The organism is Burkholderia sp. MSh2 (assembly GCF_000731655.1).
Lineage (GTDB): Bacteria > Pseudomonadota > Gammaproteobacteria > Burkholderiales > Burkholderiaceae > Burkholderia > Burkholderia paludis.
Genome location: NZ_JPGM01000066.1, coordinates 1 through 21,281, shown reverse-complemented (window position 1 = coordinate 21,281; position 21,281 = coordinate 1). Strand labels below are relative to the sequence as shown.

The 21,281-nt window shown below is 63.3% G+C and carries 19 protein-coding genes; 4 read left to right on the top strand and 15 right to left on the bottom strand.

Features of this window, described 5'->3' with window-relative positions:
* Together GQ57_RS31340 and GQ57_RS31335 are read right to left on the bottom strand one after the other, a co-directional pair.
* The gene (locus GQ57_RS31340) at positions 1–1,344 is read right to left on the bottom strand and encodes an aromatic ring-hydroxylating oxygenase subunit alpha (protein ID WP_235215157.1); all 1,344 of its coding nucleotides are present in this window, start codon (positions 1,342–1,344) and stop codon (positions 1–3) included.
* Positions 1,338–2,546 (bottom strand): NAD(P)/FAD-dependent oxidoreductase, encoded by a 1,209-nt coding sequence (locus tag GQ57_RS31335; protein ID WP_034199882.1) that lies wholly within the window; start codon positions 2,544–2,546, stop codon positions 1,338–1,340. The genes GQ57_RS31340 and GQ57_RS31335 overlap by 7 nt, the downstream gene beginning before the upstream one ends.
* 113 nt (positions 2,547–2,659) lie before the next feature.
* Between GQ57_RS31335 and GQ57_RS42365 the strand changes: the two genes are divergently transcribed.
* The 3 genes from GQ57_RS42365 to GQ57_RS31325 all read left to right on the top strand — a co-directional run bounded on the left by GQ57_RS42365 (position 2,660) and on the right by GQ57_RS31325 (position 5,648).
* The gene (locus GQ57_RS42365; RefSeq protein WP_152603399.1) at positions 2,660–3,181 is read left to right on the top strand and encodes a hypothetical protein; all 522 of its coding nucleotides are present in this window, start codon (positions 2,660–2,662) and stop codon (positions 3,179–3,181) included.
* A gap of 11 nt (positions 3,182–3,192) precedes the next feature.
* Positions 3,193–3,867, top strand: coding sequence for a dienelactone hydrolase family protein (locus tag GQ57_RS31330; protein WP_034199905.1), 675 nt, complete (start codon positions 3,193–3,195; stop codon positions 3,865–3,867).
* Positions 3,868–3,929: 62 nt separating this feature from the next.
* Positions 3,930–5,648, top strand: coding sequence for an AMP-binding protein (locus GQ57_RS31325; RefSeq protein ID WP_034199881.1), 1,719 nt, complete (start codon positions 3,930–3,932; stop codon positions 5,646–5,648).
* 136 nt (positions 5,649–5,784) lie between these two features.
* On the opposite strand, the gene GQ57_RS31320 is transcribed toward GQ57_RS31325, so the two are convergent.
* The 12 genes from GQ57_RS31320 to GQ57_RS31265 all read right to left on the bottom strand — a co-directional run bounded on the left by GQ57_RS31320 (position 5,785) and on the right by GQ57_RS31265 (position 17,858).
* Positions 5,785–6,417 carry a TetR/AcrR family transcriptional regulator gene (locus GQ57_RS31320; protein ID WP_034199904.1) on the bottom strand — a complete coding sequence of 211 codons (633 nt, stop codon included), beginning with the start codon at positions 6,415–6,417 and terminating at the stop codon, positions 5,785–5,787.
* Between the two features lie 142 nt (positions 6,418–6,559).
* Positions 6,560–6,850, bottom strand: coding sequence for a cytochrome C oxidase subunit IV family protein (locus tag GQ57_RS31315; protein WP_034199880.1), 291 nt, complete (start codon positions 6,848–6,850; stop codon positions 6,560–6,562).
* On the bottom strand, positions 6,847–7,497 hold the full coding sequence (locus GQ57_RS31310; protein WP_081895000.1) for a cytochrome c oxidase subunit 3: 651 nt from the start codon (positions 7,495–7,497) through the stop codon (positions 6,847–6,849). Before GQ57_RS31310 ends, GQ57_RS31315 begins: the two co-directional genes overlap by 4 nt.
* A complete protein-coding gene (locus GQ57_RS31305; RefSeq protein ID WP_031402471.1) occupies positions 7,490–8,278 on the bottom strand; it encodes a hypothetical protein in 789 nt (262 codons plus the stop codon). The genes GQ57_RS31310 and GQ57_RS31305 overlap by 8 nt, the downstream gene beginning before the upstream one ends.
* A gap of 164 nt (positions 8,279–8,442) precedes the next feature.
* Positions 8,443–9,756, bottom strand: a complete 1,314-nt coding sequence (locus GQ57_RS31300) for a protoporphyrinogen/coproporphyrinogen oxidase (RefSeq protein WP_034199879.1) — start codon at positions 9,754–9,756, stop codon at positions 8,443–8,445.
* Positions 9,757–9,809: 53 nt separating this feature from the next.
* On the bottom strand, positions 9,810–11,165 hold the full coding sequence (locus GQ57_RS31295; RefSeq protein WP_052001540.1) for a phytoene desaturase family protein: 1,356 nt from the start codon (positions 11,163–11,165) through the stop codon (positions 9,810–9,812).
* Positions 11,166–11,198: 33 nt separating this feature from the next.
* Positions 11,199–12,581 carry an OmpP1/FadL family transporter gene (locus tag GQ57_RS31290; RefSeq protein ID WP_034199878.1) on the bottom strand — a complete coding sequence of 461 codons (1,383 nt, stop codon included), beginning with the start codon at positions 12,579–12,581 and terminating at the stop codon, positions 11,199–11,201.
* A gap of 189 nt (positions 12,582–12,770) precedes the next feature.
* Complete coding sequence (locus tag GQ57_RS31285) at positions 12,771–13,826, bottom strand: 2Fe-2S iron-sulfur cluster-binding protein (protein WP_034199877.1); 1,056 nt, start codon at positions 13,824–13,826, stop codon at positions 12,771–12,773.
* Entirely contained in the window at positions 13,826–14,362 is a 537-nt protein-coding gene (gene styC, locus GQ57_RS31280) for a styrene-oxide isomerase StyC (RefSeq protein ID WP_152603398.1), read from the bottom strand. The genes GQ57_RS31285 and styC overlap by 1 nt, the downstream gene beginning before the upstream one ends.
* Positions 14,363–14,385: 23 nt before the next feature.
* Positions 14,386–15,516 carry an alkane 1-monooxygenase gene (locus GQ57_RS31275; protein ID WP_034199876.1) on the bottom strand — a complete coding sequence of 377 codons (1,131 nt, stop codon included), beginning with the start codon at positions 15,514–15,516 and terminating at the stop codon, positions 14,386–14,388.
* 49 nt (positions 15,517–15,565) lie between these two features.
* Complete coding sequence (locus tag GQ57_RS31270) at positions 15,566–17,050, bottom strand: aldehyde dehydrogenase family protein (protein WP_052001538.1); 1,485 nt, start codon at positions 17,048–17,050, stop codon at positions 15,566–15,568.
* Between the two features lie 49 nt (positions 17,051–17,099).
* On the bottom strand, positions 17,100–17,858 hold the full coding sequence (locus tag GQ57_RS31265; RefSeq protein ID WP_034199899.1) for an SDR family NAD(P)-dependent oxidoreductase: 759 nt from the start codon (positions 17,856–17,858) through the stop codon (positions 17,100–17,102).
* Positions 17,859–18,245: 387 nt separating this feature from the next.
* Here GQ57_RS31265 and GQ57_RS31260 point away from each other — a divergent pair, with 387 nt between their 5' ends.
* On the top strand, positions 18,246–21,002 hold the full coding sequence (locus GQ57_RS31260; RefSeq protein ID WP_160257571.1) for a LuxR C-terminal-related transcriptional regulator: 2,757 nt from the start codon (positions 18,246–18,248) through the stop codon (positions 21,000–21,002).
* Between the two features lie 166 nt (positions 21,003–21,168).
* On the opposite strand, the gene GQ57_RS42360 is transcribed toward GQ57_RS31260, so the two are convergent.
* A partial coding sequence (locus tag GQ57_RS42360) for an integrase core domain-containing protein (RefSeq protein ID WP_152603396.1) occupies positions 21,169–21,281 on the bottom strand: 113 nt, incomplete at its 5' end.

The following is a 21,281-nucleotide window of genomic DNA, read 5'->3' as shown; positions in this document are numbered from 1 at the left end:
TCAGGCTGCTTGAGCCGGCGCGGGCCGATCGGCATCCGGCTGCCGAGCCGGCGCGCCGCCGATGGTCTGGTTCCAGCGCGTCCAGAAAGCGCGCATCTGCAGCTCGTCGTCGTAGTTCGGCATCTCCTTGCCCATGCCCTTGGAGATGTCGCTCCACGGAACCAGGCGATGGTTGCTGAATCCGTTCTGGCACGACTCCAGCGCCTCGACATCGTCCGGCGTGGCGAATCCGCCCGGCCCGAGGAACTCGAGGAAGTTGCTGAGCCTGAACTTCCTCGCCCAGTCGGACTCTTCGTTGGGTGCCAGCGACCAGCCATTGACCAGCATGTAGTCCGGCGCCTGCGGGTAGAACGTGCGAACCGTGATCGCCATGATGTCGTTGATGACCAGATTCGGGAAAATCAGCAGATTGCGGTTCTTGTGCGCCATGCGGTCGGCCATCTCCTCGCCGTGCAATTCGACGAGGCGCGCGAAGATCCGGTCGATCTCCTCCTTGCCTTCCTCGCCCCAAAGCGGCACCCATGACGCGATCGGCCGCCCCCACGGCGCGGTGTATTCGAGCACCGCGTGGCCGTTGCCGAGGTCGTGGCTGCGGCCCTCGAGCTTCGCGCTCGTCAGGCCGCCGTTCGTGTTCTTCAGGTAGTCGAGGTAAGTCGCATGCGTGCTCACGGCGTGATAGCCGTCGACGCTGTTCTCCACCAGCAATTTCCAGTTCGCGCGAATCGCATATTCCTGCGTGCCGCTGGAGATCGCCATGCCGCTCTCGGAGTACTTCGACACCAGATCGAGGTACTCCTTGGCGCCCGCCAGGTAATCGGGCAGCGGCTCCACTTCCGCGTTAAAGCTGACGAAGCAGAAGCCGGCATAGATGTCGAAGCGCGGCACGGGCACGAGATTGCCAGCCCCGCTCGCGATGAAATCGGCGCAATAGCGCTCCTTGCCCGGCTGGCTCTTCAGATTGCCGTCGCAGCCGAAAACCCAGCCGTGATAGAAACACTGGAAGTTTTTCGAATTGCCCGCGCGATCCCGGCAAACCGTCGCACCGCGATGCGGACACGTATTGAAGAACGCATTAATCTGCTGGTCCGTTCCCATCGTCACCAGCAGGTTGCGGCGCGCGATCGTACGCGTGACGAAATCGCCGGGCTTCTTGAACTCCGATACGTGTCCGACATAAAGCCAGCAGGTATCGAAGATCCTTTCGTATTCATCGGCCAGGATGCCGTCGCTGACGAATGCCTCCCGCCTTACCTTGAACTGGAGGCGTGCTTCGTCAACCTCCACCAACCTCGTGTCTCTCTCCATGGTCTTTTCCTCGTGGTTCTGACCTTGCGTGTTCAGCACGCACAACTGCGTAATGCAATGCCCGGATCGGCGAGCCGCTGCGGGTCGACCCGGCTTCCCTGCTTCACCCAGCGACGCGCCATTGCCATGTCCTTGGGTGAATTCACTGTCGCGCACCCCGTCACGCGGTCACCGTCGTCGAGCCAGAAGACGCTGAAGGTGTCCGCATTCGCGTCGCCGCGCACGATCCGGTTGCCTCGCGTCGCATTACCGGCCACCTGAAGATTGATCTCGCCCTGATCCGACCAGAACCAGACCGGCGACGTGTACGCCACGGGCTCGCCGAGCAGGTTGCTGACGACGTTCAGCGCGTGGTCTTGTGCATTGGCCCAGGTTTCCACCCGTCCGAATCCATCGCCGATGGGTTGCGACGCGACATCGCCGGTAGCGAAAATCCCGTCGATCTCCGTCCGGCCATACGCATCGACGCGAACGCCGGCAGCGTCGGTAATGCCGAGATCGTCGAAACCTTCGATGTTGGGAATCACACCGATGCCGGCCAGCACGCTATGCGCGGCTACGGTGCTGCCGTCGGACAGCGTCAGGCGACCATCGTCGGGCAGCTCCGTCGCGTGCACGCCGTAGCGAATGTCCACGCCGTTGCTGCGATGCGCGCGGTCGAGATAACGGGACACGGTTTCGTCCACGCTTCGCGACATCAGCCGGTCGGCGGCTTCGATCACCGTGACCTCGCATCCCAATGCACGTGCGGCCGCCGCGACTTCCAGGCCGATCACGCCGCCGCCCGCGATCGCGAGTGGCATGCCGGCTTCCAGGCCCGCACGCAGATGGCCCGCATCGTCGGCGGTGCGCAGGCAGCGCACGCGTTTCGAATCGCCCAGCCTCCCCGGCAAGCGGCGCGGTTTCACGCCGGTTGCGATCACCAACCGGTCGAACGCGATCTCGCGGCCGTCGTCCAGCACGATGTGCCGGCGATCCGCATCCGTCTTGACGACCTTGTGACCCAGGACCAGGCGGATCCGCTGGCCTTCGAATTCGACCTCGGTCTTGATCGACCGGATCTCGCTCCGGTCACGTCGCAACATTTCCTTCGACAGCTGCGGCCGCTCATACGGCAGATACGCTTCGTTGCCCACCAGCGTGATCTCGCCGTCGAATCCACCACGACGCAAGCCGAGGGCTACCGTCGCGCCGGCCTGGCCCGCGCCAACGATCACGACTTCCTTGATGCCTTCTTTCATTCCGGTTCCGCGTGACTTGAATTGATTGCCCGACCATCCACTCAAACAAACAGACTAACCCGTCTGTTTTTTTGAAATTGTTGTGCCGACTGTCACACCTGTCAACGAGAAATGTGCGCTTTCGCTTCTGCGGCGCAGCAATCCAGTGGGCGGAGAAGGCCGATGAACACCTGCCGAAATCGATGTTGTCGGGCCTGTCGGCGCATCGTTCGCGAAGCTGGCGCATCGACGTGCGAATGCGTGGCAGAAACTTCGAAGCGGCGCGGGAGCACGCCAGGCAGGCCTTTCACTGCGACGCGGAGGCACACGTGCCGCCCCCTGCTGCGCTCGTCGTTCGCATCGCGAAGCGGGCACATAACGTCGATGCGGCAGTGCAAGGCAGGTTCGCCCGTTCGCTCTTGCAAATTCACAACAAACAGACAATCCAGTCTGTTTGTATATTGCGAAACGCAGCTCGAGCTTCTATGATGCGCTTCGTCATCGATGTTGCCATCCGAAGAGCGGACGCCGCACGGCACGCGAACGACATCGTCGAGATCCGCTCGACGCCGGCGGCGAATCGCTTGGGAGATGACCGGCTGCAGCGACGTTCCCCTGCGGCTTCGACACAAGCGAGGTTCGCTTTCTATTGTTGAAAGAGGTGCAGATGAGTCATTGGATCACGTTGGTGACCGCGCACGGCCCGATGAACGGCTGGTTGGCACAACCCGACGACAGGCCGGTCGGCGGCATCGTTCTCGTTCACGAGATATACGGGGTTAACGCCGATATGCGTCACGTCGCCGAACGGCACGCGGCCGACGGATACCTGACGGTCGTGCCCGCATTGTTCGACAGCATTCGACAGGAAGTCGAACTCGATTACGCGCCTGCCAACCGCCTTCTCGGCAACGCACTGGCATGGCGACTCGGCGGCGAGACGGCCACGAGGCTTGTCGCAACGGCAGCCGACGCCATTGGTCACGCGGGTGACGTCGCCATCGTCGGCTATGGATGGGGAGCGGCGATCGCGCTGCGCGCCGCGCGGACCCTGTCGGCCCCCTGTGTCGTTCACTGCGGCATGAGCGATCCAGCCTGGATCGACGAGGAAACGAACACGCCGACGCTGGTGCATCGCGGCGAGATCGACTCCCAATACTCACCCGGGGAATGGTACGCACTCGAACGCGCCGCATCGGGGCCGGCCGTGTACACCCATCTTGCGGGACCAGGGCTCCACCGGGCAGGCGATTGGCCGTGCGACGCGCCGGGAAATGTCGCGGAGGCGTTCGAGAGAACCCGCGAATTTCTTCACGAGAACGTCCATCGCACCGGCGATTGACCGAAACACGATCACCCGTTTCAGTTTCCCGGCAGTAATCCAGCTACACAGGACAGCATGAGATGACAACCACCCACTCTCCCCCTTCCACCAAGGCTTTCCTCGATGCACGCGATCTGCTGCTGCGGCATCGCACCGATTACGAGCGCGCACGCCAGGAATTCGCGTGGCCCCGGCTCGACACGTTCAACTGGGCACTCGACTACTTCGACGTGATCGCCCGCGACAACGACAATCCGGCATTGTGGATCATCGAGGACGCCGCCGCCGGCGGAACACGATTCTCGTTCGCGCAGATGGCCGACCGCTCGGCGCGCATGGCGAACTTTCTTCGCGCGCAAGGTGTCGCGCGCGGCGATCGCCTGCTGTTGATGTTGCCGAACCGGGTCGAGCTGTGGGATGTGATGCTCGGCGCGATGAAGCTCGGCGCCGTGGTGCTGCCCGCGACGACGCAGCTGTCGCCGGACGATGTTCGAGATCGCATCGAGGCCGGCGGCGTGCGCTACATCGTGGTCGACGCCAGCCTGGTCGCGAAATTCGACGAGCTCGCTGTCGACGTGAAGCGCTTCTCCGCAGGCACCGTCCCGAGCGGGGTTGAAGGCTGGATCGATCTTGCGGCCGCGTATGAAGCGTGCGCCCGATTCGAGCCGGACGGCCCGACGCAAGCGACCGACCCGCTGCTGCTGTACTTCACGTCAGGGACGACGTCGAAGCCGAAGCTTGTCGAGCATACGCATCAGAGCTACCCGGTCGGGCACCTGTCGACGATGTACTGGATCGGCCTGCAACCCGGCGACATCCATTGGAACATCAGTTCTCCGGGATGGGCAAAGCACGCGTGGAGCTGCCTGTTCGCACCATGGAATGCGCAGGCATGCGTATTCGTCTACGACTACGCGCGCTTCGTGCCGAAAGACACACTGAACGTGCTGGTGCGGTGCGGCGTCACGACGCTCTGCGCCCCGCCGACCGTCTGGCGGATGATGGTGCAGGAGCCGCTCGCCACGTATCCGGTCAAGCTGCGCGAGATCGTCGGCGCAGGCGAGCCGCTGAATCCGGAGATCATCGAGCGCGTGCGTCATGCGTGGGGCATCACGATACGCGACGGGTTCGGCCAGACCGAGACGACCTGCCAGATCGGCAACTCACCGGGCCAGCCGATCGTTGCCGGATCGATGGGAAGGCCCATGCCGGGTTTCCACGTCGAACTGGTCGATGCGGACGACCAGGTCGTCGACGAAGGCGAGATCGCGCTGTCGCTGTCATCGCGTCCGCTTGGACTGATGTCCGGATACGCCAACAGCACGAAGGCAACGGCGGAAGCGATGCGCAATCACTTCTATCACACGTCCGATGTCGCCATGCGCCGTGACGACGGCTACTTCGTGTACGTCGGCCGCGCGGACGACGTCTTCAAGTCGTCGGACTACCGCCTGAGCCCGTTCGAACTGGAAAGCGTGCTGATCGAACACGAGGCGATTGCCGAGGCTGCCGTCGTACCTAGCGCGGACCCGTTGCGGCTATCGGTGCCGAAAGCCTTCGTCACGGTGCGACAGGGTTATGAGATCGGTCCGGAACTTGCGCGCACCGTGTTTCGTTTCTCGCGAGAGAAACTCGCGCCGTACAAGCGCATTCGCCGCATTCAGTTCAGCGAATTGCCCAAGACGATTTCCGGCAAGATCCGCCGCATCGAGCTGCGGCGTCGCGAGATGGAGCGCACGGCTGAGCCCGCGCGGCTGCCCGACGAATACTGGGAAGAGGATTTCCCGGAATTGCGCTGATATATCGGCCCTGCGATCGGGCCAGCGGACAATGCCCGAACGCGCGCGGTAGCAGCGCTGCGCCACTCCTGCGGACCCCTCAAGGGTGGCGCCGTATAACCGGAAATGCGTGGGCACCGGCCGCACGCATGCGGTTTCAGCTTGACGAAGCGCTGCTCTGGTCCATGTACGCACGTGCGATCTTGGACCACTGGTCGACAGTGAAACGCGTGTATTCGGGATCATTGCGCAGGAAACGGCGCATCACCATGCCGCGGTAGATGCTCTGCGTAATGTTCAGGACGGTTCGCGCCGGCTCTTCCGCAAGCCCCGAGCGAAGCAGCGCGTCCAGCCAGGCTTTCTCGATCGGCAACCGGTACTTGCGCGAGACCGCGCGCACCTTCTGCCTCAGCCCGGGTTCGTGATCCCCAAGATTCAGCAGCGACATCGAAATGATGAAGTTCGGCCCCAGGTAGAACTTGGACGAATCCCGCATCAGCGCATCCAGCAGATCGTCGCCGGGCTTCAGGCCGTCGATCAGCTTCATGCTGGCTTCGGTCGACGCTTCGTAGAGCTTTTGCAGCGCCGCCATCACCAGATCTTCCTTGGTCGGAAAGTGATGGGTTTGTGCGCCGCGCGATACCTGCGCGGTAGCCGCGACCTGCTCCACCCGGAAGCCGGCGTAGCCCTTGTTCAACAGTTCGCTGACAGCCGCTTCCAGTATCCGCGAACGCGTCTCCTCGCGTCTCTCGGCCTGCGTGCGGCGTCGCTCGGGAACTAACTTTGTCATCGTCATGTGCTGAGTCAACCGGGAGGGATATTACACTATCCCGCCCGGCCGCCTGGCAACCGCCTCCCTGCAGCCGCGGCCGCTCGAACCTGGGCGCCGTGATGCGCCCTCCCGCCCCTGATCGGCGGCCGCCGGGCGCGCGTCAATATCCACGCGCGCCGATAGCCCAGAGCCCGACAATCGCCCCGCATACCGCCCATATCCATCCCTCGAACACGAGGCGCCACGACCACGGGACAGCCTTGATCTCCATGAAATGCAGCATCACCGCGCGGCACTTGATGGCCGCGATGAACATGATGGCCACGACGGCTGTCAATCCGCCGCTGAAGCCGTGATGCTCGCCCAGCAAGCCGCTGCAAAGCGTGGCCAGTATCAGGAACGACCACACCCGAAACGCGCCGGCCAGCGTGGTATGCGCTTCTCCTTTCATTGTCGCCCCACCAGATAGAGCATCGGAAATATCACGATCCAGAGCAGATCGACCATATGCCAGTACAGCGCGCCGCCCTCGATCCATGCGAACAGCGGCCCCTCGTGCACCGGTTCGCGCGCTGCCCGGAACCAGAGCGCCGCGAGCACGATCATTCCGGCGAGAAAGTGAATGAAGTGCGCCCCGGTCAGCACGTAATAGAACATGAAGAAATCGTTGGTCAGCATGCCGATGCCGTGAGAGAACTTGTCGCCGTACTCGATCGCCTTGTTGACGCCGAACCCCACGCCGACCAGCATCCCGTACATCAGCCACCGCCGCACTTCGGCGGCCCGCCCGCGCCGTGCCGCATCGACGGCAAACGCGACGAACATGCCGCTCGTCATCAAGATCAACGCATTCAACAGACCGGCCTCGACATTCAGGCTGCGCGACGCCCCATCGAACACGCTGATTTGTCGACGTCGTTCAATCATGAAGGCCACGAAGAAAATGCCGAACGTCGCGATATCCGCGATGATGAAGAACAGGATGCCGGGCACCAGCGCCGCCCGGGCATCCTGCGGCACGACATCCGCGAACTCGTCGATCGAAACCCGCGTGTTGAAATCATCCATGGCGCCTCTCAGGTTTCCCGGGTCACGCATTCGACAGGCCGGCAGCGACCGGCGCAACCGCCGCTTTGCCGGCCGGCGCCGATTGATTCACGCGCTCGCGCTCCAGCCGCGGAATCGCCTTGAAGACGTAGAGCGTGACCACGACGATGTAGCCGAACCAGACGAGGAATTCGATCCAGAAATTCAACCAGCCTTGCCGTGCAAACGGCCCCGTCTTGAAGACCGGCATCATCAGCTCGAACAGAAAGCTCAGCCCGGCCCAGATCGAATACCAGCAAGCCCAGCGGGGAAAGAGCGGCTTCGCGCGAGGATCGGTCAGCCCGGCAACCCCGATGGCGACCATCGGAATGGTCGTGATCGCATAGAACATGTCGATCAGCAGCCAACCCATGTCGTAGAGCATCTGCAGCGTGACCGGCGAGAGCACGTCCGGGCGATACGCGCCGGTCAGCCAGAACACCGACGACGTCACCAGCGGCACGACCGTGATCCCGCCCCCCCACATCTGCAAGACCGGAAGAATGTCGTTTTCCTTCGGGTTGATCCGTTCCATCACCTTCGTGATCGACAAGGTCCACGGCAAATACAGCACGCCGAACAACATCGCGCCAGCCATGCCGGCACGCACTTCGCCATAGTGCGTACGGAAGAAATCCGCCATCTGCTCCGGGGTGCGGTCGGCCGGGATCGGTGGAATGTTGTGTCCCAGAATGCCCCAACACACGATGAACGCAGTCAGGAAGATCGGGCCGCACGCGGCACAGAGCCGCCAATACTTGAAATACGCACGATTGCTCATCGTCGAATCCATCACTTTTCTCCTGTTTCGAATTTGCATGGGGATGCCTTGAACGGCATCGGAATTTCGCAGAGCATCCCTCGTTAAGCCGGAAACAACATCGTCGTTTTCTCGTTTATATGGAGTCCTCCATTTATCGTCAGTGCGAGATCATTCGCTCGTGACACGCGATGGGCCTACGCGTGTCCCATCACGCGGTTCGCAGCCAGCTCGCCGCTCAACACGGCTGCCTCAACACCTGCGTGAGCGAAATAATCACCTGCCAGATAGATTCCTTCCGGCATCTCGCGATGCAGCGAGTTCAGCATTGCGTAGTGCCCCGGCCCCGCGATCGAGAGCCCTCGCTTGTAGCGGAACAGGTGTACGAACGTGGGTTCCGGCGCTGCGCCGAACACCTCCGTTACCGCAAGCAGGGCTTCACGCTTGATGTCGTCATCCGTCATTTCCGCCAGCGGCGGCGTGTAGAAGTACACCCCCACGGCTTCCCCGCCAGGCGGCACCGCATCCGGATGCCTTTTGCTCTGCAGGACACAGGCCCCCCAATTGCGGAGATCGTTCGCGGGTAGCGCAACGCTTACCGGGAAATCGGGCCACGGGTTCTTCGCATAGCAGACCTGGACATGGGCATACTCGGAATACAGGCACTGCCTGAGCTTCTCGGCGGACTGTGCCGCTGCAATCCCGTCAAGCAAGTCGGCGGATACACCGGGCTCGGAAGCCAGAATCACGGCGTCCACCGCGTGCAGTTCGCCGTTAGACGCGACGCTGTAGCCGCTGCCATCGTGGCCGCGCTTGCGGATCGCCGTCACCGGGCTCGACAGACGCAGGTCGAGGCCATGCGCGCCTTCAATGAGCCAGTCGCAGATTTGCCCCATGCCTTTCGGCGGCACCTTCAGCGACAGCTTGTAAAACTGCTGGATGATGGCCTGATACAAGGGTGTCGAAAGCCAGTTCATCGGCACGGCGTACAGGAAACCCATGTACGGAACGGTAATGTAGTGATGCCCTTTCTTCCCCAGCACACGCAACGACCAGCTCTCCAGCCGTTCGCCGTTATCGTATTTCGCGAGTTCCGCGCCATCGAAGCAGGACTTCGGACCGGAAGCCAGCAGTTGCCCGAGGACACCGAGGCAGAGCCGGAGCTTGTCGAACACGCCGAAGACCGGCAGTTTCAGGAAACTCAGGATCTGGTCGAACGCAACCGTGTAGCGCTGCCGGTCCCAATCCACGACATGCGTCCTGGCATCCCAGGCAACCAGATCCCCGTAACGTCCGAGTTCCTTGAGAATGGCATTGGTTCTCGGATAGATGCCGCCCATCAGGAACAAGGCACCCGAGCCGAGGTTGAATCCGTCACGATGGACCTGTTGCGTTCGCCCGCCCACCTGCTCCTGGCTCTCGAACAACAGGACTTCGTGCCCGTGTTTCCGCAACGTGTATGCGGCAGTACATCCGGCCGGGCCGGCGCCAATGACAGCGACCTTCACCATTTCTTCTCCAGTTGACCTGTACGTCGTCAGCGATCGGGACGAGCCCGTCCGATTCAATCCTGTACGGCGGCATGTTCACCGCCGGTACGCACCGGCACGCTCGAGCGCAGCGCCTCCAGCGGGTAGCGCGTCCGGACGTCTTCGACCACGAGCCGCGCGACTTCCGCGCAAGCCGCCGTGCCGCCCGATGCCCACGGCTTGACGCCGTCACCGACGTTCCACAAGTTGGCGACCGGTGTCTCCCTCGGCAAGTCGTATCCCGCCACGGCCCGCTGCGCAGGCCATTCGTGCGCGGTGACGTCGATGGCGACGATCTTCGCCCGCTCGAAGCCGGGGAAATGGTCACGAATGTCGTCCAGCAACATGGCCGTTTCCTTCTCGACGTCGAACGGACCGCAGGGCGGGCGCGGGACCGACGCGGCGCAGTACAGGTTCCATCCGGCCGGTGCTCGCCGGAGTTCGGGCGCGCTGAAATTCGCTGCGTACACCATGCGCCGCGTCCTGGCGAATAAAGCCAGCCCGGGAAATCGTGCAAGCGGCCGCTGGCTGGCAAAGTGAACCGTGATGATTGCGGCGGGATTGGTCGCGGCACACACGGACTGCACGTAGCCCGCGGGAAACCTTGCGTCGACGGCGAGTTGCGCGGTGTGAAGCGGGCCGATGTTGCTTACCGCAACGTTGCACGACACCGTCCGCACGACGCCGTCCTGCTCGATGACGGCACCGTTGACCAACCCGTCGTCGGAAAACGTGAGTGCCTGCACGGAAGCCCCGAGCCAGACGGCTCCCCCGCTGGAAACGATGAGATCGACCAGCGGCTTCCACACTTCGATCGTCCCGCCAGGCGGCAACCCGAATTTCCGGAACGCGGTGTCTTTCGTGAAGTAGTGCAGAAAGACGTCCGCGGGAAAGATCGTGCTGTTCGCGGCAAACATCGCGCCGATCGCGTTGTCAATGAGGCCGCGAACCGCCGGACTGTGCGTAAACCGGCTCAACCACGACGAGACCGACTCCCCCGCGGCGGGCGCAAGCCGAGGGAAAAGACGCGTGATCGCAGCGATCGCCTTCGGCCCGGCATGTCGAAGCCACCCGCCGATGCCTTCCGACACGTTCACGTCCTTCCCGGCGACGCGCAGGACGGTCGACGCGCGTCGCGGAATATGGAGATCGAGCGGAAGGCCCAGATCCTCGAAGGTCCGCGCGACGGCGCCGTCCACTTCGATGATCAGCGCGCCGGTATTGCACAGGAAACCATCGACGTCCCGGGTCGATGCGCGCCCGCCGACACGCTCGAGCGTCTCGACGAGCAGCGTCCGATACCCCAGATGCGCGAGCCGGGCGGCCGCGCATAAACCGCCGGCACCCGCGCCAACGACAATGACGTCAAAACTTGAAGCGACTTCGTGCATGATTCACTCCCGCGATGCGATCGCAGAACAGACCTAGAAACGCGCCGTGTAGGAACACGCGACATGAAACATCGAATCGGTTACCGATATGGGCACGCTGCTTCCGATCCCGCCACTGCTGAATACGCGCTTGGGAAGCGAATATCCGACGGCGAAGTCGATCGTTCCACCCCGGTTGAACGTATAGGCGCCGCCGGCCGTCAGGCTGGTGGTCGGGGTCGACGGAATGATCGCGACCAGGCCTGGACTGCTCGTCGCCTCCTGCGCATAGTGGAAACCGCCACGAAACACCCAGCTCGCGTCATACCGGTATTGCAGCCCCACGGAAAATACGTTGGTGTCCCGGTAGTTCAACGGCAGCGCGAGCGTCAGGTCCTGCCCCGATCCGTCCTGCGAGAAGCGGACGCGCAGATCCTTCATCACGTCATGCCAGAACACGCGCTGGAAGTCCGCCGCAACAGTGAGCCGGTTCGTCAGGTCATGACTGATCCCTGCCGTCACCGAGGCCGGCATCTGAAAATCGACGAGGGAAACGGTGCCGCCGATCGGGATATTGCCGGCGGATGCGCTCACCGCGGTAACCAGGGCGTGCCCGCTCAAGTCGCCCATGTGCGTCTTGAACTGGTATGCGAGCCCCACCCGGGTACGTGGCGTTGCCTGGTAGGTCAGGCCGAGCTTGCCGCTCACGCCCCAGGCCTCGGCCGCGCCGCCGGCGATCTTGTTGTTGCTGAACTGGAGTTGCGCGCCTGAAAGCCCCGGCATGCCGATCAACGACGGCAGCAACGCGCCCGACAGCCTGCCTTGGGCAGCAAGCAGGCCAAGCTGGGATGCGTCGAACAACAACCCCATGTTCGCCGCGCCCCACACGGCTTCCACCGCCCCGCCGACAGTGAGCTTGTCGGTCACCTGGTACGCAGCCGACAAGGGGATCTTGAACACCATGAGCCGGGAAAAATTCGACAGCCCGGTATCCACGCCATTCGTCGTTGTTCGCGAGATGAAACTTCCCGTGTCGTACTCGGCACCGACACCGGAAGAAGCAAACGCGCCGATTCCCACTGCGTAACGCCCGTACCGCCACAAGTAGGTCAGGTCCGGCGCGAAATAAGGCCCGTTGTTCCTGCCTCGGGAGCGCGAGTCGGCAATCTCTCCTGTCGCTTCATTCCTGGCCTTGATATTGGCGACGACGACTCCCGCACCGACCTGTGCATAGTTCCCGTCGCCGACGAGCGCCAGCGTTGCCGGGTTCACCATCACGCCGGACAATCCGATGTTGTTGGCCGCGGCCGTTCCGCCCATCGCGAGCGAAGTCGCGCCATAGGCACTAAAGTTGAACGCATCCTGCGCCCTGGCGGTCGGGCTCGACAATTGGGCGAACAGATACCCGATTGACAAGGCGACATAAGATCCCTTCATGCTCTGCCTCCGCTCCTTCCGGTCTTTTCTTCGTTGTTGGGGATGACTGGCTGTTCCGCCAATTCAAATATTTATTCGGATATCGAATTATTTTCGATCGAGATACACCGATCCGGTACAGCGGGTGGTTCTCAATCGCACGTCACCTTCCGCCGGGAACGCGAGGTGGTTTCCCGCGCGGCTGACGGGTCACGCCTGGCCTGTTCTGCCGTCGGTAAACTTGTCGTAGAACACTTTGTCGATCGGGACACCCTGCTTCGCCAGGCTCGCGATCGCCGCGTCGATCATCAAGGGCGGCCCGCACAGGTACCCCTCGGCGCCCGCACAGAACCCAGGCTCGATGTGATCGGTGACCAGCCCTCGCGCACCCCGCCAATCGCTGCCCAGCGGTTCGTGCGACAGAACCGGAATGAACCGGAAGTTGCCTTGCCAGTTGCCGGCAATGTTCCGGATGGCGTCAAGCTGGTAAAGATCGCCCTGGGTACGCGCGCCGAACAGCAGCGTGCATTCGCGCTTGATGCGGTTGGCCCGGGCATGCTCGAGCACGCTCACCAGTGGCGCCAGGCCGCTGCCGCCGGCGATACACACCATCGGCGCGTCGCCTCCGCGCAGGTGGAACGTGCCCAGCGGCGCTTCCATCTCCAGCGATTTCCCGTTCAGTTCTCCATTGAAGAGGGCTTCGGTGAATTCGCCGCCCGGCACCTTGCGGATATAGAACTCCAGCGTCGTCCGACCCTTGCGTTGCGGCGCACTCGCAAACGAGTAGGAGCGCGCCCGCTCGCCATCCGCCTTCGTCAAGTTGGCATACTGACCGGCCGCATAGTTGACCGCACGATCGGTCTGGACCGTCACCTTCAGGATGTCGTGCGTCAGCGCATCGGTCGCCACGATCGTCGCGACGAATTTCTCGGCCGGCAGGAGATCGGCCGAGACCGCCTCGATCTCCACGACGGTGAGTTCGTCGCGCGGAAATGCCTGACAGGCGAGCACGTACCCCGCGTCGAGTTCCTGCTTGGACAAGGTATAGCCGAACGGCGTCGCTTCCCGGACCCTACCCTGCTTCAGGCGGGTCTTGCAGGACGCACATGTGCCGACCGTGCAGTCATGCGGATAGGCAATGCCGCCCGCCAGCGCGGCTTCCAGCAGCGTCTGCCCTTGCCCGACCTCGACCGTCACATCCTGCGGCAGGATTCGGAGTTTCTTGGGTTTCGATCGGCCAAAGGCGGCCTTCAGAAAATCTCGCATCAAATACCCCCCCTATCTTGAGTCGCCGGCCACACTGGGCGTCGGAACGACTGCGCGGCCAGGACCAGAACCGCGACGATGGAAACGACCGCGAACACCAACGCCGGAACCAGCCCGATGAGGGACGCACCGTTGGCCGCCCCGAATCGGTTGCCGCCGAAAGTGAGCGCCCGGTTCGGCGCAAACAGCGCGGCCGCATAGAACAGCGTATTGGCCCAGCCGGTCCCCACGATGAGCCATCCGACGCGCCGCGCGAGCGTGAGCGCGACACCGAGCACCGGCAGGATCAGCGCCACCATCACGATCAGGAACGCGTTGAGCAATTGCCCGATATGGAAGCGGACCCACGCCGCACTGTCGCCAGGCACGCGAACCGCCAGAAGCCTGCCCGGCCACACTTCCAGCCCGCCAGTCAGGCTCACCAGCAGGCCGCCCCCGGCCAGCAGACCCACCAGCAGGATCAGCATGCCGTGCCCGATCATGTGCCGCTGGAGGGTTCTGGCCTGGCTCTGCGCGAGAGTCGAGGTTGTCGTCACACAGGTCTCCGTTCCGTATCCGTTCAGCTTCCGGCCCATGCCGTCTTTTTCGGTGCGCCGGGTCGGGTCGGCGGTTCGTCGAACCAGTCGTCCCACCCCGCGCTGCGGTTTTGCTCCATGGCCAGGCGACGCTCCGCCTGCGACGCAAATTCGTTGTCCCAGCGTCGCAGTGCCGGCTTGATGATCCGGCCGTACCACAAAGGCGGAATGAAACCCGACAGGAAGCACACGATGATGCTCGGCATCATGACGACGTCCTTGTCCGGGACGAGCTTGTAGTACGGAATGTAGGAATTCAGGTGATGGTCGGCGTGGTTGGTGATTTCGAACGCGTACAGGCGCGACAGCGTGCCGTAGTGATTCCACACGTGCCGCTTCTCGATCGGCGTGCCGACCACCCGGACCTGGCCGAAATGCTGGTAGTAATTGAAGGCCTCGACCCAGAAGCGCGCGATCACCATCGCAATCAGGCACAGGCCGGCCGCCTGCCCGCCTCCGATCGCGTAGTTGATGCCCAGGAACACGACGACGGCCAGGATCGCGCGCCAGAGCGAATGCCGGATCGACCAGCGCGAGTGGCCGCGCTTTTCGAGCGTATCGCAATCGAGCTTGAGTTCCAGGCGCGTCGATTCCCACATCGAGCGGGCGACGAAGCGGTACAGATTGGTTCCCCGCCGTGCCGTGTCGACATCCTCTTCGGTGCCGACGTCCCGGTGATGGCCGACCACATGCACTTCCATGCGCATGGAATCGAGAAACGCGACCTGACCATAGCGGCCCGCGAAGCGCGCGAGACGCCCGCGCGAGTGATACAGCTCGTGCGTCGCCGGCACGCCGGGCACGACCGACAGCCATGCCAGCCCCGCGACGCCCCCCGCCATCTGCAGCGCGGTCATGTTGTGCAGACCGACCGACCGGGCAAAGACGAAGTACATGACGGGAAGCAGGACCGTCGAAATCCAGACCGGCAAATAGGCCCAGAAGTGACGCTTCATCCTGCGCTCCGAGAGATCGAGCGGAAGCAGCGCGTCGAGAATCGCAATCGCCGGAAACGCCCCGATCGCGATCCAGGTGAAATCGCCCCCCCGATAAAATCCCCATATCGCCAGCACCTGCACCAGGGGAGCAAAGTAGTACTTAATGTATTCCCACATTTGAGGTCTCCAGTTCCATCGAAACACGTCGCCTTGCAGCGATGTGTCGTCAATCGTCCAGCAATGCGCAGACCGTCTTGGTCTCCGTGTAGGCAACGAGCCCCTCTTCCGACACCTCGCGGCCCCAGCCCGACTGCTTGAAGCCGCCGAACGGCGCCGCAGGGTCGATCACGCCGTGACAGTTGATCCACACCGAGCCGGCCTGCAGGCGGTGGGCCACGCGATGCGCCTTCTTGATGTCCCGCGTCCAGATGTTGGCGGCCAAGCCATAGGTCGTGTCGTTGGCAAGGCGAATGGCTTCCGCCTCGTCCTTGAAGCGGATGATGCTCATGACCGGCCCGAAGATCTCCTCTTGCGCGATCTTCATCGACGGATCGGCATCGGCGAAGACGGTGGGCTGGACGAAATAGCCCTTGTCCCCCACCTTCTGGCCGCCGTACACGAGACTGGCGCCCTGTTCGATGCCGGATCGCACGTAACCCAGCACCCGCTCCTGCTGCTTGCGGGAGACGAGCGGGCCAAGCACGGTGTCGGCGTCCTGACCGTTGCCCACCTTGAGTTGCGACGCCACCGCGGCAATCGCGTCGACGACACGGTCATAGACGCTGTCCTGCACGAACAACCGGCTGGCGGCAAAGCAGATCTGGCCTGAATTGAAGAACACCGCTAGCGCCGCGCCGAGCCCCACCTGATCGAGATCCGCGTCGTCGAATACGATGCTCGGCGACTTGCCGCCCAGCTCGAGCGTCACGCGCTTCATGTTGCCGAGCGAGTACTCGACGATCTTCTTGCCGACCGCGGTCGATCCGGTAAAGGTGATCTTGTCGACGTCCGGATGGCATGCCAGCGCTTCGCCCGCCTCATGACCATAGCCATTGACGATATTGAGCGCCCCCTCCGGCAAACCGGCCTCCAGGCACAGCTCGGCCAGCCGGAGCGTGCTGAGCGGTGTCAGCTCGGTCGGCTTAAGCACCATGGTGCAACCCGCGGCCAGCGCCGACGCAATCTTCCAGGACCCGAGCGCGAGCGGGTAATTCCAGGGCGTGATGGCGCCGACGACCCCGACGGGTTCGCGGCGCGTGTACGTGTGGTATTCCTTCCCGTCGAAGGAAATCGGCGGTGTCGTACCGCTCAGCTTCGAGCACCAGCCGCCCATGTAGCGAAACACATCGACGGTCGACGGCAGATCGATCATCTTGGCAAATGAAAGGGCCTTGCCGGTATCCAGCGACTCCAGCAGCGCCAGTTCCCCGGCATGTTCCTCGATCTTCCGGGCAATGTTCTCGAGCATCCGGCCGCGATCGATGGGCCTCATCCGGCGCCAGGCGGAGGACTCGAACGTCGATCGTGCGGCCTTGACGGCGGCGTCGATGTCGCTTTTCCCGCTCCGGGGGATGTCCGTCACGATTGCTTCGGTCGCCGGGTTTTCGACGCCGATCGATTCGCCGGCAAGCGCCTCCGTCCATCGGCCGCCGATCAGGTTCCGGTTCTGGAATCGGGTCGGGGCCGCGGGGCGCGTCGGGCTTTCATTCATGGTGTTTGACTCCGCGATAAGGTGCGATAGCGAAAATTCGGGCAGGCGATCAGAGGCTCATGAAGATGCCGCCGTCGACGATGATGTTCTGCCCGTTGACATACGACGCCTCGCCGCTCGCGAGCCAGGTCGCCGCGCCGGCGATATCGGCCGGGACCTGCGGGCGCGCGATCGTGCGCATCTGCGACGCCACGCCTTCGAATTGCTCGTGCTGCTGCGCGTTGGCCACCGCGTTCGCGGAATGGGTGTAGCCGGGGGAAATCGCATTGACCGAGATCCGGGATTGGGTCGCCGCGAACTCGCGCGCCATCGCGCGCGTCATCGCCGCGACGGCACCCTTGCTGGATACGTAATGCAGCATGAACGGCACGCCGACGTGCGCAATGACCGACGCGATATTGACGATCCGCCCGCCGCCGCCTTCACGCATCGCACCGGACACCGCATTGGTGCACAGCCACGGGCCCTTGACGTTGACTGCGTAGAGCCGATCCCAGTCGTCGACCGAGATCGTTTCCATCGGCGTGCCCGTGAGCCCCGTAAAAATGCCGGCGTTGTTGACCAGCACGTCGATCCTGCCGAAGCGCTCCAGGGTTGCCGCGGCCATCTCGCGAGTGCTATCGGGATCGGCCACGTCGGTGTCGACCCCGATCGCGACGTCCTGGCCCAGTTCGGACGCGGCCGCTTGCGCACCGCGCACGTCGGCAATCACGACCTTTGCGCCTTCCACGACGTACATCCTGGCAATTGCATTGCCGATACCGGTCGACGCACCGGTAATGATCGCCACCTTACCTTCCAGCCTCATCATCTCGCTCCAAATTGACGTTTATCCAGATCAACGCGTAACAAACAGACCATTCCGTCTTTTGATCGACGATCGGGGCGTGTCACCCCGGCGTGGCCGTCCGAATGTCGTGCAACGGCACCCCTGAGTCATTTGCGCGGGTGACGTCGACGCGTCCGTTACTGGGCAATTTAAAGCGGGCTCGCATACCGCGACCCCATCCTAAAGGACAGGCTGATTCCTAGGAAAAACCCGAAGTTCCGACGAATGGGTACGCGTCCAAAATCCGTGAACACGTGGCGGCTCCGCAGGAACTTGTGCGCCGCAAAACAGCAGCACGCAATGCCGAGGCACCTCTATCCGCGGCAAGCCGCGCGACGCCGTCCATCGATAACGACACGGAAGCGAATGAACCCTGACGATTGGTCCCGAGGAAGAGTGACGCCCCCTGATTTCTGCTTCGAGCGCGTGCCCACTCGCGCGCTCGCGTTGCTGCGGTCGCGATCGCTGCCCCGCCTTACCGTGGTGACCGCGCCATCGGGTTATGGAAAGACCGTCCTGTTGAGCTCGATCTATCGCTGGCTGTGCGCAAGCGGCGAGCGGTGCATCTGGCTCGGTCTCGACGAACGCGAGCGGGATATTCGTGCCGTGTTTGCGCTGCTTCGCCGCGGCATGGCCGGTTCGGCGGCAAAGGCCGATGACCCGAGCGCCGAAACGGCCGGCGGTTTCACCGATTCGATCGAGATGACCGATCCCGGCCATGCGCTACAGGCGATCGTCGGCGACTTGCGCCGGCTGCCGGGTCGTACCGTGATCTTCATCGACAACCTCGATGCATGCGCGGACCCCATGATCCCGGCGTTTATCGAAAACCTGACCTTTCATCGCGCGCCGAACGTGCATCTGGTGGTTTCCAGCGTCAGAAACCTTCCGATCGACCTGGTGCGAATGAAGCTCGAGGTGGACGGGCTGCTGCTCGGAACGGCCGAGCTCGGCTTCGACCGGAACGAGACACGACAATTGTTCGCGCTCGCGGGTTTCGCCCGGCTGGACGACAGCACGCTTCTCGACATCCACGCACATACCGAAGGATGGCCGGCGGCCGTGCGGCTGGCACAGGTACTGATGTCGGAACAGAAGCAGTTCCGCAGCGCTTTTTCTCCGGCGCAGATTCCACCCGCCCCGCTTCACGGTTTCAGCGGAGACCAGCGCGACATCTCTCGGGTATTGACCGACCGGGTTCTCGCGATCATCGATCCCGCTCGCGTGCGCTTCCTGCTGGAGATCGCCCTGGTGCGCGAATTCAATGCGGACCTGGCGGAATTCATGACCGGCAACGTCGATACCCGGGACTGGCTGAACGACCTGCTGCAGCGTAACCTGTTGATCTTCGAGGTGGGCGGCCGGCACCGCTGGTTTCGTTTCCACACGCTCCTGCGCGAATACTTCCTGCAGGAAGCGAAGGAGCGCATCGGTCGCGACAGGCGAACGGCGCTCCTGAAACGTGCGTCGTCGTGGCATGCGGAACACAAGGACTACGTCGGCGCGCTGGGGTACGCGCTGGAAGCGCCGGACATCGAACAGGCGGAACGCCTGATCGGGCGAATCGCGCGAAACGTCGCCGCGGACTGCGGGCAGATGTCGAAATTCGTCACGTGGGCCGAAACCCTGCTCGAGCTGGGCGGCCGCTTGCCGATTCAGGCGCAGGGCTGGTATGTGTGGGCCCTGTGCCACCTGATGCAATACGAAAAGGCGAAATCGGCATTCCAGATGCTGGATCAACGCATCGCCGAAAGCCTCCCTTTCCCGCCCGCGCCCCTCGACACGGCCGACCTTCATTTCCTCGGCATCGTGCTTGCCGTGGCGACCGACGAGCTGGAAACAGCGCACGCGCAGGCGCTGTCGTGGCTGGACCATGTCGAGCACCACGACCCGCTGCACGTCGGCACGGTCGCGGCAGCGGCCGCGATGGTCGCGGTGAACCGGGGCGACCTCGATGAGTGCGAGCGACACCTGGACGTTGCGGAAGGTGCGATCGAGCGATCCGGCAGCATGTTCGTTCGCGCGTGGGTGGCGATTCTGCGCGCCATCCTGGAACTGTCCCGTGCGCGTCCGGATAGCGCCGCGCGGATCCTGGGCCCGATGCGTGCCCGTGTCGCGGCGGAAATTGACGCCAACGCCTCCATCCTGGCGATCATCGATAGTGTGCACGCACGCGCGCTGGTCGACCTTGGCCAATTCTCCGACGCGCAAATGTTGATCGAGCGGAGCATGCAGATCGCCAATCACCACGGCATCGCGCTGACCGCCGAGCTGGGGCTCGGTGCGTGCGTGGCCTGCGCGACCGAAAGCGAGCGTGGCCGCGCGACCGATGCAGCCCTTGGCGAGATCGCACGCCGATATGCGCCTCGCGTGATGGACGCGTTGTCCGCGCAGCGCATGCGCGTCCGGCTGCATTCCGACTCCGAGGCCGACACGACTGCGTTTGTCCAGGGTGTCGCACAAGCCGGCACGCGCCCGGCCGGCAAGGAAATGCATGAACGAGGCGACCGCTTGCTCGCCGGAATCGAGCTGACGATCGCTCGCGGGTTGCTGAAGGACGCGCACAAGGCGATCGAGGCGGCGATGAAACGCGCCACCACTCAAGGGCGGACGAACGATCGCGTATCGCTGTTGCTGGCGGCCATGGACGCCTTCAGCCGGGAGGGCCGCGCGCGGGAAGCGGCGCGTGCGCTGTCACGCGCGATCGGTCTGGCTCACGCGGGGTCGCTCGTCTACCCGTTCATCCTGTATCGGCGGGCCGTCCGCAAAATCATCGAGAATACCGGCGCCCGCGATTTCGGGCTGATTCGGCCGAACGAGATCGATTTTCTCGCCAGGCTTCACGAGATCTGCGGCCAATATCCCAACGGGAACGACACCGACAGCGCTCATCCGGCCGATACGTCCATGGAATCCATCGACCCGGTCCAGCCGCTGACCGAGCGGGAAACGGAACTCCTGCTCCTCGTCAACGAGGGCTTCAGCAATCAGACCCTGGCAGACCAGCTCTCGATCAGCCTGCCGACGGTCAAGTGGCATCTCAGGAACCTCTACGGCAAGCTCGGCGTGCGCAGTCGTTCGGCCGCGCTCGCCAAGGCGCGCGCCTATGGGCTGTTGGCCTGAGCAGGCAGATCGGGCATCCGCGCCTGGATGACGCCTGCAGGCACGGCATTAATGCCAATCAGGTGTGGGCGTGGCGCCGCCTCTACGTTCAAGGCCTCTTGACGGATGAAGCGAATCGAGAGGCAATGGTAATACCCCCGCTTTTAACGCGAGTCAGAAGTAGAGGCTAAGCGGCCATGGCCAGCCGCTGTTTTGGCGTTACGCCACCAAGGCCCATGTTGGGGCGCTCATGATTGTATTGCCACATCCATTCCGTGGCGAACTGCTGGATGTGCTCAA